The organism is Rhizobium cerradonense (assembly GCF_030182455.1).
GTDB lineage: Bacteria > Pseudomonadota > Alphaproteobacteria > Rhizobiales > Rhizobiaceae > Rhizobium.
In genome coordinates this window covers 739,232-751,986 of sequence record NZ_JAQJCK010000001.1, presented here as the reverse complement: position 1 = coordinate 751,986, position 12,755 = coordinate 739,232, and the positions used below count along the sequence as shown (strand labels likewise).

Here is a 12,755-nt window from a genome sequence, read left to right as displayed (position 1 = left end):
CGCCCGTCGCCATCTATATCCTCACACGCGCCATCGTGAATGCATCCACATATTCGCCGTTACGAAACGCAAAGGCCCTGAGCCGCCCCTCGGTCTCGAAACCGAATTTCTCGTAAAGCCGAATAGCCGGTCCGTTGTCGATATAGACCGTTAATTCCAGGCGTTTGATCGCCAGCCAATTATCGGCGGCGTCGACGAGGGCGGCGAGCAGCGCCGAACCGATGCCCCGGCCGGTAAAATCGTCATGGACGCCCATGCCGAGATGGCCGGTGTGAATCTGCCGGCCGGAATGGCGGCGCATGCCGGCGTTGCCGACGACCTGCCCGTCGAGCACGGCGACGAGATTGATCGATGCGGGCGCGGGCTTTTCCAGCCATTGCCGCGTTTCTTCCACGCTCTGAAAGGGCAGGCGTAGCGTACCGGCGCGATAGCCGGGCAGATTGGCGATGAAGGCTACGGCTTCGGCGTCGGATGGCCGCGCGGCGCGGATTTCCACTCCGCCTGGTTCTCGGCGTCGTCGCTCGTCTGGATCTTGCTGTCCGGAATTCATGTTGCTCTCCTTGAGGTTCAAGAGGGAGCAAAGCTTTCGAACCCTGCTCGCCTCGGCAGGGTTGAAAGGGATCGCAGTCAGCTTAACGCAACGCTGCTCCCACTCTCCCTGCAAGGGGTGAGGTGGTGAGAATATGCATCACGGTTGTGCGATTTGCGATCATGCGCGCAGCTTCCAGCGGTTTTTTCCAGAAGTCAACTCCCCCAGCAAAAGCAACCGCGTTGTTAAATTTACTCGCGCATACCGTGCGGCCACTCGCCTTAGTACCAAAGGATGAATTGAACTAACCACGGAACAGGCCGCTGAATACCGTCGGGGGCATGATGTAAAAGGCGAATCCCTTTCGTCCGGTCCCAATCAATATGGGTGGGGTGAGTGCCGGGTTCCATGCGTCTCATACTTGTCAATGACGTCTCAATCATTCGCGGCGGTGCGACTAAAGTGGCGCTGCAATGCGTCGATGCGAGCAGGCAAGCAGGGCTGAATTGCGCCATCCTGGTCGGCGATGACGGCGAAGGACTGAAGCCGCGCTTTGCGGGCATCCGCACGGTTGCGCTTGGCGAACGCCCCCTTCGCGACGGCCCCACGTTCACCGACGTCTTCGAAAAGCATTATAACAAGCGGGCCTACGAGGCGTTGGACGGTCTGTTGAAGGAAACGGACGAGGAGACCGTCGTGCATGTGCATGGCTGGTCGCAGATTCTCTCGCCGTCGATCTTCTACGCGCTCGCCAAACACAAGGCCAAGGTCATCATCACAGCGCATGATTTCTTTCTGAGTTGTCCCAACGGAGGGTTGATCAATTTCCAGAGCGGAACGGTCTGCGATGTCCGCCCGCTGTCGGCAGCATGTCTTGCGACCAATTGCGACAAGCGAAACTATCTCCACAAGCTCTGGCGCTTTCGCCGCACGCTGACACAACGCGGCGTCGGCGAGGAGTTCTGGAGCCGCGTCGGCATCGTACTGGCGCATGAAAGCATGGAGGCCTATCTGCACTCGGGGCCGCTGCAGCATTTTCTGACCTTGCGCACGCCGACCGAGCCGTTGACGCCGACGCCCGTGGAGGCTTGGCGCAATCACCGCACCGTCTTCTTGGGACGGATGTGTTGGGAAAAGGGCGTCCGAACGCTCGCCGACGCGTTGAACAAGACCGGGCGAACGGCGACGCTGATTGGCCGCGGACCGCTGCTCGATGAGATGCAACGGGCATTGCCGCATTGTTGGGTTCCGGGCTGGCTGGCCGACGAGGAGGTGACGGCGCTCGCGGGTGAGGCGCGCGTCTTCATCATGCCCTCCCGCATGCCCGAACCCTATGGACTAGTAGCCGCCGAGGCGCTGATGTCCGGCATTCCTGTCATCGTCAGCAGCAATGCGCTGATAGCCGCCGAGGTAGAGCGGAACGGCGCGGGGCTGGTCTTCAAAAGCGGCGATGCCGGTTCACTGGCGGAACGCTTGGCGAGCACCGATGACGACCGGCTGATGCGGAGCCTTTGCGAAGGCGCGCGTGCGCTTGGCCAGCGGATTGCGCCCAGCAAGGCGGAATGGGGACGGCGCATGGTCGATATTTATACAGGCAGGAGCGGCTTCTTCGCTCAATAAAAAAGGATCAGTCACATGACGCGGGCTTTGGTAACGGGAGGCTGTGGTTTTGTCGGAAGGCATCTCATCAGGCGGCTTTTGGCCGAAGGGTTGGATGTCGTCTGCGTCGATCAACTGGTGGAAGGGACTGGGGCACGGCATCCCGATCTCTGGCAGCGCTTTCCCGGATCGCGCTTTACCTTTTTCGAGGAGGATTGCCGGACCTTCTTTTTCCGTCCGCTGGAACGCTTCGACTATGTTTTCCACCTGGCCGCATTGGTTGGCGGCCGCGTGACGCTGGAGGCGCGCTCGCTCGACGTTGCCGAGGATTTGGCGGTGGATACGGAATTGTGGAAATGGGCGGCACGCGCCAAACCCGGCTGTGTCGTGTTCTTCAGCTCCAGCGCAGCTTATCCCGTCTCGCTGCAGACGGCCGCCAACCATCGGCTGCTTTCGGAGGATATGATTTCCTTCGAGGCCGCCATCGGCGTGCCCGATCTCAGCTATGGTTGGGCGAAACTGACCGGCGAATATCTGATGAAGCTCTATGTCGAGCGTTACGGCAGCCGCGCGGTCGCTTACCGGCCGTTCAGCGGCTACGGCGAGGATCAGGATCTTGCCTATCCGTTCCCTGCCATCTGCCGGCGCCTGCTTGACGAAAGAGGCGCTGCGGAAGTTTTCGTCTGGGGTTCCGGCCGGCAATGCCGGGACTTCATCCATATTGATGATTGCGTCGATTTCATCTGGCAAACCAAGGAATTATTGCCGGATGGCGCCAGCCTCAACCTTTCGACCGGCAGGGCTACCTCCTTTATGGAGCTGGCGGAAACCATCGCCCGGCAAATCGGCTGGAATCCTGTCGTAAAAGGCCTCTGCGATCGCCCTGAAGGCGTTTTTTATCGCTGCGGCGATACGGCCCTTCAGCGCTCCTACGGGCTTGCACCGCACATCAGCCTGGAGGAGGGAATTGCGCGGATGCTCGATCATCTGCGCATGGAGCAGGAGCAATACGCCATCGCCATCTGACGCGCGACGTTTTCCCTTCCTCGGACTTTCTGCCGTACCCTCCGCTCATGTCACTTGACATGCAACCAAATAGTTGCCTATAAGATCATTAATAGGCAACTAAATGGTTCCGTGTTTGGTATGAACGACGATGCGGTTTTTCGAGCTCTGGCGGACGCAAGCCGGCGGCAATTGCTGGACCGTCTATATGAGCAGAACGGCCAGACGCTCGGCGAACTCTGCCAGGGGCTGGAGATGACGCGCCAGGCGGTGGCGAAACACCTTGCCATCCTGGAAGAGGCGAACCTGGTATCCGCACAGCGGCAGGGCCGGGAGAAGCTGCATTTCATCAATCCCGTTCCGATCAATCACATCGCCGAACGTTGGATAAACAAATTCGAGCGCCGCCAATTGAGCGCTCTTTCCGCTCTCAAGAAGGCTTTGGAGGGCGATGGCGGCCAATAGTTGCCGCCAGATCACCGTGCGCAGCAAATCACCTTACGCGAGGAGAAATGTCATGACCGGAAGCAGCTTCGTTTATGTCACCTACATCCGCACCACGCCCGACAAGCTCTGGACGGCGCTGACGACGCCGGAGTTCATCAAGAAATATTGGTTCAACATCCAGCATGAGACCGATTGGAAGGTCGGCTCGCCATGGAAGATGACTTACCCCGACGGGCGGGTCACCGACACCGGCGAGATCGAGGCCTTCGATCCGCCGAAGCGACTGGCCATCAAATGGCGAAACGAATTCATGCCCGAATTGAAGGCCGAAGGCTGGTCGCTATGCGTGATGGACATCGAGCCGATTGGGGATTCGGTCAAGTTCACCGTCACCCATACGATGGAACTGGAAAACGCCAAGTTCATCGGCGCCGTTTCGGGCGGTTGGCCGAAGATTCTCTCCAACCTCAAATCGCTTCTGGAGACCGGCGAGGTCGTATTGAAAGAAAAATGAGGAACAGCGGGGCGATTGTATTGCGCCCCGTCCTCCCTTGCATCCCCGAACCGCCACCTTACCTTAGCGGGGCCGCGGTTCGACCGGCGGCGATGTTGGAGGATGTTCGATGACGTCAGTGAAATTGCATGCCGCTATTGCCGCGTCGTTCCTGGCTCTGGCGCCCGTTTCCGCTTCGGCTGAAATTGTCGGCAAGGTTGGGGTGGATTGGACCGGCAATGACATTCTGGTCGATGCTGTGCCGGATCCGGAAGTGTCCGGCGTCACCTGCCACGTCACCTATTTCGACCGCAGCGTCATCGACCGGCTGAGGAAGGGCAATTGGTTCGAGGACCCCTCCAACAACTCCATCGCCTGCCGCCAGACGGGGCCGATCGAGATCGGCAACATCAGCCTGTCGGAGGGCGGCGAGGAGGTGTTTCGCGCCGGCTTGTCGCTGATCTGGAAGAAGCTAGTGGTCGACCGGATCTACGACAAGAAGAACGACACGCTGATCTATCTCGTCCATTCGCGCGAATTGACCAACGGGTCGGCGAAAATGGCGATCTCGACCATTCCGCTGTTCGGCCAGAATGTCACCTGGAAGAACGGCAAACCCTAAAGCATCCCGCTTTCAGGTGGTATAGGGCTGCCAGGGAGAGACCGGTTTGCATCGGGCGAGCTTTCTTAGTGATGCCCATTCGGCATCCCAAGAATCACTGAAATATCGATAAGCTCAGCGTTTCGCGCGGCGACGGAATGAGCAAGCTGTTGAAAGTTCACGGCTAGTAAGATTACCGGGATACCGCATAAACAACCGTCAAGGGGTTTGTACCAAAAAAAGTCCTGCTCTTTGGTCACTGAGGACGTCTCGGTCGCTTTCGGATTGCGCCGTTTTGGTGCAGTTCTAGGGCGAACGTGGAAGTGCCACTTCCATCTGTTCACGGCCTGCGCGACCGGCGCACCGGCAACACCCCTGCCGACGACGGTCCCACAAACACAATCGCCCTGAAGCTTTTGCTCCAGGGCGATTTTCTTTTGCGGTTTTGTCTGGAAATCAAGCGGCCTGGGCCAGCTCGTCGGCAATCACCGTGTCGAGGTTCAGGAAGCAGACCATGGTCTTTTCCAGCGCGACGATGCCGCGGCAGAAGGCGCGCTGCATTTCCGGAATGATTTCCGGCGCCGGCTGCAGATCTTCGCTCTTGATGCTCATCATGTCGGAGACCTGTTCGACGAGCAGGCCGACGAGCTTGCCGGCGATATCGGTCACGATGATGGCGGAGCGTTCTGACGGTTCGGTCATCTTCATGCCGAGGCGGCAGGCCATGTCGATGACCGGGATCACTGCGCCACGCAAATTGATGAGGCCAAGCACGTAAGGTGGCGTGTGCGGCATCGGCGTCACCGGCGCCCAGCCGCGGATTTCGCGGATGGCCATGATATCAATGCAGAATTCCTGATCGCCGAGGTGGAAGGAGACGATCTCCAGATAGGCGCCCGATTGTTTGATGGCATTCGTCATGGTTGAGAACTTCCCGTTTTGCGCCGGCGGCAGGCGGCGGTAGCGATTGAAAAGGGATCGGCTGGAGCGGCTGAAGGCTGCGGCAGCATCCGGTGGCTTTGGCGCTTAAAAAACGCTTCGCTGCTCCGGCGGGCGTCATGCCCTTCTAAAAGAAGATCGGTTTGCCGCGTATCCGGCGGCTGGCGAGTCGGACTTCGCCTCTTTTTCGATGTTGGCGCGGAGTGGTTAGAATTGGTTTAACGGCAGGGTGGATTCTGCATCTTTGCGCCGATACAGAACTGTAAGGCCGTGACGCCTTGATCTCCGAACGCCCGAAAACATCTTGTTGAATTGCGTCCTCCACTTCAACCCGCTAAACCCTCGAAATGATCGCCGGCGCGTCCCACATATCGAGCCGCGGATGGCGTGGTGAGGAAAACAGCGATGAAGACGATGCGGATTGTTGTCTGGGTAGCCGTGGTGATTGTGGCCGGGCTGTTGGGCTGGTTGAGCTTTGGCATCACCAAGTCACCGGAAGCTGCGGGTGAGGGGCCGTACGGGGTGCCGTTCACGCTGGTTGCGCAGAATGGTCAATCGATCAGCGATCAGGCGTTTCGCGGAAAGCCGACGGCGCTTTTCTTCGGCTATACGCATTGCCCCGATGTCTGCCCGACAACCTTGTTCGAGCTGGATGGTTGGATGAAGCAGGTCGATCCGGATGGGACGAAGCTCAACGCCTATTTCGTGACCGTTGATCCAGAGCGCGATACGCCGGCGATCATGAACCAGTATGTGTCCAACGTCTCGACCCGCATCACCGGCATCTCGGGTGACGCCGACAAGGTGATGGACATGGTCAAGGGCTTCAGGGTCTTTGCCAAGAAAGTGCCGCTCGACGCGAAAGATCCAAATGGCGATTATACCATGGATCATACCGCTTCGGTCTTCCTGCTCGATTCCGCCGGCCGCTTTGCAGGCACGATCTCCTATAACGAAAACGCGGATATAGCCGTCAAGAAGCTGCAGAACCTGATCAAGAAAGGGTAGGAGCGCCGATGGCGGACGGAGCCGGGGGAGACAGGAAATCCAGATCCGTCCTGATTGCGGGCGCAGGTCCGGTCGGCCTGACTGTGGCCCTGGAGCTTGCCCGCCGCGGCTTCGTCCCGCGCATTATCGATGACGGTCAAGGGCCGGCGCCTCTGGAAGAGAGCCGGGCTCTCGGCATCAATGCCCGCACGCTGACACTGCTTTCGCCCTCCGGCCTCACCGAACGCATCGTTGCGACCGCTCAGCCCATTGCGCATTTCCGTATCCGCTCTGGAGCGAAGATCCTTGCCGATGTCGATACCAGGCGCTTGCCGGGTCGTTTCGGTGCGGTTCATGCTCTGGCGCAAGGGGTGACCGAGCGGTTGCTGATCGAGGCGCTGGCTGCGCACGGCATTGCGCCGGAGTGGCAGACGGCGGTCGTGGCGGGAAAGATCGCCGATCTTCAGAAGCCGGAGGTGACGCTGCGGCACGCGGATGGGGCCACGGAGACGGTTCGTCCCGACATCCTGATTGGTGCCGACGGCGCGCATTCGGCCGTTCGCAAAGCGCTTGGCGCGGGCTTTCCCGGCGAAGCACTGGAGGCTTATTTCTATCTCGCCGATTTTCGGTATGTGAGACCGGTGGATGCGCATTTCGCCGAGATCACGCTTTGCGATCCCGGCATGGTCGGGCGTTTGCCCGTCTCCGCCGATGTGCTGCGCTACATCTCGACATTGGAGGATTTCGAAAGCCGCATCGTTCATCCCGAGGCGGTTGCCGAAAAGACCTGGGTCTCGCAATTCCGTATCAATTTCCGCCATGTCGAGCCGATGGCCAAGGGTAACGTGTTCCTGGCGGGCGATGCTGCCCATATTCACTCGCCCGCTGGCGCTCGCGGTATGAATCTCGGCATAGAGGATGCCTGCTGGCTTGCCTGGCTCATTGCGGAAGGCCGCGAAGAGGAGTATTCGGCGCTCAGAATTCCAGCCGTGAAACAGGTGCTGAAGCAGACTTATGGTCTGACCCGCCTGATCACTATGAAAAGTCCGCTGGCGATTGCCGCACGCAATCTGCTCGCGCCGCTGCTTCTGCGTTTCGGACCGGCGCGGCGTGGACTGCTTCATAGTGTGGCCGGCTATGACACGCCGAAGCCGCCGTGGATCGACTGGGCCGAATAAGAGCAAGAGAGAACGAAGACTTGAGTGAAATCCGCCTTTACGTAACGACGACCGAAAAAAAGGCCGAACAGATTCTCGATCTGATGACGCCGGTATTCGAAGACGAAGAATTGCCGATCGCCACCACCGAGATCGATGAGAAAAAGGATATTTGGGAAGCTTCGATCTATCTCTATGCAGACGACGAAGAAGAGGTCCACGCCCGTTTTGCGAGCGTGCTGAAGCCGGCGTTTCCGGAACTCGTCATTGAAAGGGAAGTCATTCCCGATGTCGATTGGATCGCAAAGTCGCTGGAGGGGCTTAAGCCGGTTCGGGCAGGGCGCTTCCTAGTGCACGGTTCGCATGATCGCGACAAGGTGGGGTCAGGCGATATCGCCATCGAGATCGATGCCGGCCAGGCCTTTGGTACGGGGCATCACGGCACGACAGCCGGCTGTCTGGAGACGATCGAAAAAGTGCTCGCCAGCCGGCGGGTGCGCAATGCGCTCGATCTCGGCACGGGCAGCGGGGTGCTGGCGATCGGCGTGCGCAAGCTGCGCAATATTCCGGTTCTCGCCACCGATATTGATCCGGTTGCGGTTCGTGTTGCCCGCGAAAACGTTCGCCGCAACGGTATAGCCTCCGGTATCGCGCTGGAGACGGCGCCGGGCTTTCATTCCACGGCCTTTTCCCGCCATGGGCCTTTCGACCTGATCATCGCCAATATTCTCGCGCGGCCGCTGATCAGAATGGCGCCGCAACTGGTTGCCCATCTTGCGCCCGGCGGTTCGGTGATTCTTTCGGGTATCCTTGCCGAGCAACGCTGGAAGGTACTGGCCGCCTACAACGGGGCAAGGATGCGCCATGTGCGCACGATCTGGCGCAACGGCTGGGTCACCATCCATCTCGACCGGCCTTAGAATCCTTCGCCCCTTGCCCAAATCCATTCCCGCGCGGGGAGTGGGACCTTACCGTGGAGCTAAAATGCAAAAGGCGGTGCCGAGGCACCGCCTTGCAGATCGGTATTTGACCGATCTTGCCCGCGAGCGTGTGGAGGAGTGCTCAAGCAGGCTCTACCGTTCTGGTCTCGATCCGAGTAGGGAGGAGGAGTTCCGGACCGCGATCCAAATACGAACGCGTAGTCTTATAACTGTTAGTGGCGACCGCCACGGTTTGCGCCGATTGCCTTCGACGTTTCGACTTCGAGCTGACGAAGCGCGCCGATGGAGTGGCGTACGGTGCGACGCTCGCCTGCCAGCGCCGGGCTAACATATACGGAGCGAGAGATTGGCATTTTCATAGTCCTTGTTTGAGTGGGTTCCTCGTGAACCCCGTTTGATGCGCTCCATATAATGACTCGCCCTTTCGCGCGGCAGTGGGGGTCCTTCATGGGAGCTATGCAGTCTCTGCATATTGCTCGTCGCGATGATGTCACAATCTATTCGCTTTGCTCACGAAATGGGCGGATTCGTTAACGCACGACTTCCCTTGTTTGAGTGTCCATCAGTCGGGAGTTTCTGCCTGTTCAACAGCACGCGATCTGGCCCGAAAATCGTTTCGCACTTCCTGGGATCATGCTCTAACATGCTGGCACCACTCAGTTTCGCGGATTCTCGATCAATTTCGGATTAAGCCATGTTCCAGTCTTTCGACGTCACCTCCACCCCGCAATTCGGCCGCGAGCGCGTCACCGGTCTGCGGGCCGCCTTCAGCGATCTTGGTATTGACGGCTTCCTCGTACCCCGTGCCGATGAGTATCAGGGTGAGTATGTGCCCAGATGTTCAGAGCGTCTGGCCTGGCTGACGGGCTTCACTGGCTCGGCGGGTGTTGCGCTGGTGACACAGTCACAGGCCGTGGTTTTCGTCGACGGCCGCTATGTGACGCAGCTTGCCGAGCAGGTGGACAGATCGGTCTTCACCGGCGGCGATCTGGTGGACGAGCCGCCGCATGTCTGGCTGCCCCGCAACGCGCCGAAGGGTTTCCGGCTCGGCATCGATCCGTGGCTGCACACCGGCGCGGAGGTTCGGCGGCTGGAAAAGGCGCTGGCGGGGATAGGAGGCAAGCTTGTCTTCCTGCCGCATAATCCGCTCGACAAGCTTTGGAGCGACCGGCCGGCCGAGCCGCTCGGCGGCGTCATTATCCAGGATATCGCGCAGGCTGGTGTCCTTGCCAAAGACAAGCTGACGGCCATTGCGGCCGATCTGAAGGCCAAGAATCTCAAGGCGGCGCTTATCACCGATCCGTCTTCGGTCGCCTGGATCTTCAATATTCGCGGCAACGACGTGCCGCATACGCCGCACCCTTTGGCCCGCGCCATCATCTATGCCGAGGGTGAAGCGGAGCTTTTCCTCGACAAGCGCAAGACTAAGGTCGAGGCAGAGGCCTATCTAGCGCAGATCTGCAAACAATTGCCGCCGGCCGATCTCGTCGAGCATCTGGCTGCCGCCTCTGCTAATGGCCGCCGCATTCTCGTCGATCCCGATCTCGCCTCCTATGCGCTGACCGACATCATCCGCCGTGAGGGCGGCGAGGTGGTGGAAGGCACCGATCCGGCCCGGCTGCCGCGAGCGCGCAAGAATTCCGCGGAAATCAACGGCTCGGCCGCTGCTCATCTGCAGGACGGGGCCGCCATGGTGGAATTCCTTTATTGGCTGGACAATAGCAAGCCCGGCACGGTGACGGAAATCGCCGCCGCCGAGCGGCTGGAGGCAAGCCGTGCGCGCGTCGGCCAGAGCATGCAGAACCCGCTGAAGGATATCTCCTTCGACACTATTGCCGGTGCGGGCGAACACGCGGCGATCATGCATTATCGCGTTACGACGGCTAGCGATCGGCTGATCCAGGCCGGCGAGCTGTTTCTGATTGATTCCGGCGCGCAATATATCAATGGCACAACCGACATCACCCGTACGGTGGGCATCGGTACCGTTTCCGAGGAGCAGAAGCGTCTGTTTACGCTGGTGTTGAAAGGTATGATCGCCATCAGCACGGCGCGCTTCCCCAAAGGCTCGCGCGGCTGCGATCTCGATCCGCTGGCGCGCATTGCTCTCTGGAAGGCGGGCGTGGATTTCGCTCACGGTACCGGCCATGGCGTCGGCTCGTATCTTTCCGTGCACGAGGGACCGCAGCGTATCTCGCGGCTATCGACGCAGGAGCTGCTGCCCGGCATGATCCTGTCAAACGAGCCCGGTTACTACCGTCCCGGCCATTTCGGCATCCGCATCGAAAACCTTATCTATATTCGCGATTCCGAGGAGATCGAGGGCGGTGACATGCCGATGCTCGGCTTTGAAACGCTGACCTTCTGCCCGATCGACCGCAGCCTCGTTCTGCCGGAACTGCTGACTCGCGATGAATTGCACTGGCTGAACGACTATCACGCCAGAACCCGTGAAGCGCTGATGCCGCTGATCCATGACAAGGATATCCGCGTCTGGCTGGAGAAAGCGACTTTGGCTCTAAGTCACTGAGGGGTGGCCTATTCCGCCCGTCAAGGGCAGGGCAGGCATCGCATTTGTCGGTGCTAGACGCCGGCGAGATGTCTCCAAATCATCACGACGATCCAGCCGGCGATCAGCATGAACGTCGGCGAGAAGCGCAAGCCCACCACGAGCGCCGCTGCCATCGCCACCTTCGTATCCCAGCCGCCGATGAAGAAGGCTGGTGCAACAAGCGTGGTGAGGACGGCGGCCGGCACTGCATTTAACGCCGCCTCGACGCGCGGAGGAATGCGGGTCATCTTGGTAATGAGGATGTAGCCGCCGATGCGTGTGAGGTAGGTCACGACGGCGGCGGCGAGGATCAGCAGAACCATATGCGGATCGAAATCGGTCATGGTCAAACCTCGTGATTTTCAGTCGCGAGGTCGGGCTTGCGGTTCGACCGGACCGGCGGAAGCATGGCTGCTAGGGCCACGCCGGCAAAGGCGCCGATGCTGACGTGCCAGGGCGAACCGACATAGCGATAGGCGATGGCCGAGGCGGCGGTGCTTGCAATCACCACGGGCAGGAAATTGTCGCGTTTGCGGAAACCGATGACGATGCCGAGGAAATAGATCGGCAGCAAAATATCGAGGCCGATCGTCTTGGGATCGCCGACGAGGCTGCCAAGCATGCCGCCGATGAGGCTGATCACCACCCAGGGAACGTAGATCATCGCTGCGAAACCGAAGTACCAGGCAAAGGTGACCGGCTTGCCGCTCTCGGCGCGCTTGATCGTTTCGGCAAATTGCGGATCGACCAGCAGGAAGAAAGTTAAGAATTTTTCAATTGGCGAGAAACGCCTGATGTAACGGGCGATCGCGGCCGAGTAGAGCACATGGCGGAAATTGACCGCCAGGATCGACAGAACGATCAGCCACGCCTGGACATTGTGGCCGAATAGCTCAATGCCCACCATCTGGCTGGCGCCGGCATAGACGGTGCCGCTCATCAGGGTGAGTTCACCGAGCGACATGCCCTGATCGCGCGCCAAGGCCCCGAACAACGCGCCGAACGGCGCCGCAGCAAGGCCGATGGGAATACCACCCTTCAACCCCTCAAAAAAATCCGCGCGACCCATCGCCCGCTTTGTCCTTTATGGAAAACTTTTCGAGCTGTAAGCTGCGGGGGGAGCCTCGGCAATTCAATTTCCTTGATGGGACAATTGATTTCTTTGAACTAGCCGATTGGATTTGCTTCTAAAACGCCGGAGCGCAATGAATGAAAAAGATTACCTTCCCGAAAGAGGAAAAAGCCGCGATCGTCGCCCGCCTTCAGCAATATTTCGCCGATGAGCTCGACCAGACGATCGGCGCATTGCCGGCAGAATTCCTGCTGGATTTCTTCGCCACGGAAATCGGTCCGCATTTCTACAATCAGGGCCTGCGCGACGCCCATGCGGCGCTGATGACCAAGATGGAGGATTTTGGCGAGGCGATCTATCTGCTGGAGAGGGAAGCGGAAAACCATTCACGTCAGGCGAAGCGCTAAGCGACATCGGCGCAATCAAGCGCTTTA

The 12,755-nt window shown here is 59.5% G+C and carries 15 protein-coding genes; 10 read left to right on the top strand and 5 right to left on the bottom strand.

The features are described from left to right. Window positions 1–13: 13 nt before the first annotated feature. Complete coding sequence (locus PH547_RS03680) at window positions 14–550, bottom strand: GNAT family N-acetyltransferase (protein WP_104823550.1); 537 nt, start codon at window positions 548–550, stop codon at window positions 14–16. Between the two features lie 387 nt (window positions 551–937). On the opposite strand from PH547_RS03680, the gene PH547_RS03675 reads away from it, so the two are divergent. The 5 genes from PH547_RS03675 to PH547_RS03655 all read left to right on the top strand — a co-directional run bounded on the left by PH547_RS03675 (window position 938) and on the right by PH547_RS03655 (window position 4,695). Beyond that, window positions 938–2,149, top strand: coding sequence for a glycosyltransferase family 4 protein (locus PH547_RS03675; RefSeq protein WP_104823549.1), 1,212 nt, complete (start codon window positions 938–940; stop codon window positions 2,147–2,149). A gap of 15 nt (window positions 2,150–2,164) precedes the next feature. Beyond that, window positions 2,165–3,154 (top strand): NAD-dependent epimerase/dehydratase family protein, encoded by a 990-nt coding sequence (locus tag PH547_RS03670; RefSeq protein ID WP_104823548.1) that lies wholly within the window; start codon window positions 2,165–2,167, stop codon window positions 3,152–3,154. A gap of 120 nt (window positions 3,155–3,274) precedes the next feature. After that, window positions 3,275–3,598, top strand: coding sequence for an ArsR/SmtB family transcription factor (locus tag PH547_RS03665; RefSeq protein ID WP_104823547.1), 324 nt, complete (start codon window positions 3,275–3,277; stop codon window positions 3,596–3,598). A gap of 52 nt (window positions 3,599–3,650) precedes the next feature. Next, the gene (locus PH547_RS03660) at window positions 3,651–4,094 is read left to right on the top strand and encodes an SRPBCC family protein (RefSeq protein WP_283050982.1); all 444 of its coding nucleotides are present in this window, start codon (window positions 3,651–3,653) and stop codon (window positions 4,092–4,094) included. Window positions 4,095–4,203: 109 nt separating this feature from the next. Beyond that, a complete protein-coding gene (locus PH547_RS03655; protein ID WP_285167433.1) occupies window positions 4,204–4,695 on the top strand; it encodes a CreA family protein in 492 nt (163 codons plus the stop codon). A 435-nt stretch (window positions 4,696–5,130) separates the two neighbouring features. On the opposite strand, the gene PH547_RS03650 is transcribed toward PH547_RS03655, so the two are convergent. Continuing rightward, window positions 5,131–5,595, bottom strand: coding sequence for a chemotaxis protein CheW (locus tag PH547_RS03650; RefSeq protein ID WP_104823544.1), 465 nt, complete (start codon window positions 5,593–5,595; stop codon window positions 5,131–5,133). Between the two features lie 423 nt (window positions 5,596–6,018). Between PH547_RS03650 and PH547_RS03645 the strand changes: the two genes are divergently transcribed. From PH547_RS03645 to PH547_RS03635, 3 genes are read left to right on the top strand one after another with little or no spacing between them, the layout of a single operon-like run. Next, window positions 6,019–6,621 (top strand): SCO family protein, encoded by a 603-nt coding sequence (locus PH547_RS03645; RefSeq protein ID WP_104823543.1) that lies wholly within the window; start codon window positions 6,019–6,021, stop codon window positions 6,619–6,621. A gap of 8 nt (window positions 6,622–6,629) precedes the next feature. Next, entirely contained in the window at window positions 6,630–7,778 is a 1,149-nt protein-coding gene (locus PH547_RS03640) for an FAD-dependent oxidoreductase (protein WP_285167431.1), read from the top strand. A 20-nt stretch (window positions 7,779–7,798) separates the two neighbouring features. After that, a complete protein-coding gene (locus PH547_RS03635; RefSeq protein ID WP_104823541.1) occupies window positions 7,799–8,677 on the top strand; it encodes a 50S ribosomal protein L11 methyltransferase in 879 nt (292 codons plus the stop codon). Between the two features lie 233 nt (window positions 8,678–8,910). Here PH547_RS03635 and PH547_RS03630 read toward each other — a convergent pair whose 3' ends face one another. After that, on the bottom strand, window positions 8,911–9,051 hold the full coding sequence (locus tag PH547_RS03630; RefSeq protein ID WP_181316075.1) for a hypothetical protein: 141 nt from the start codon (window positions 9,049–9,051) through the stop codon (window positions 8,911–8,913). Between the two features lie 341 nt (window positions 9,052–9,392). Between PH547_RS03630 and PH547_RS03625 the strand changes: the two genes are divergently transcribed. Further along, window positions 9,393–11,228 (top strand): aminopeptidase P family protein, encoded by a 1,836-nt coding sequence (locus tag PH547_RS03625; protein WP_104823540.1) that lies wholly within the window; start codon window positions 9,393–9,395, stop codon window positions 11,226–11,228. Window positions 11,229–11,281: 53 nt separating this feature from the next. Here PH547_RS03625 and PH547_RS03620 read toward each other — a convergent pair whose 3' ends face one another. Further along, window positions 11,282–11,593 carry an AzlD family protein gene (locus PH547_RS03620; protein ID WP_104823539.1) on the bottom strand — a complete coding sequence of 104 codons (312 nt, stop codon included), beginning with the start codon at window positions 11,591–11,593 and terminating at the stop codon, window positions 11,282–11,284. Window positions 11,594–11,595: 2 nt separating this feature from the next. Beyond that, a complete protein-coding gene (locus tag PH547_RS03615) occupies window positions 11,596–12,318 on the bottom strand; it encodes an AzlC family ABC transporter permease (RefSeq protein WP_104823538.1) in 723 nt (240 codons plus the stop codon). 140 nt (window positions 12,319–12,458) lie between these two features. On the opposite strand from PH547_RS03615, the gene PH547_RS03610 reads away from it, so the two are divergent. Beyond that, window positions 12,459–12,728 (top strand): DUF2164 domain-containing protein, encoded by a 270-nt coding sequence (locus PH547_RS03610; RefSeq protein WP_104823537.1) that lies wholly within the window; start codon window positions 12,459–12,461, stop codon window positions 12,726–12,728. The last annotated feature ends 27 nt before the right edge of the window (window positions 12,729–12,755 follow it).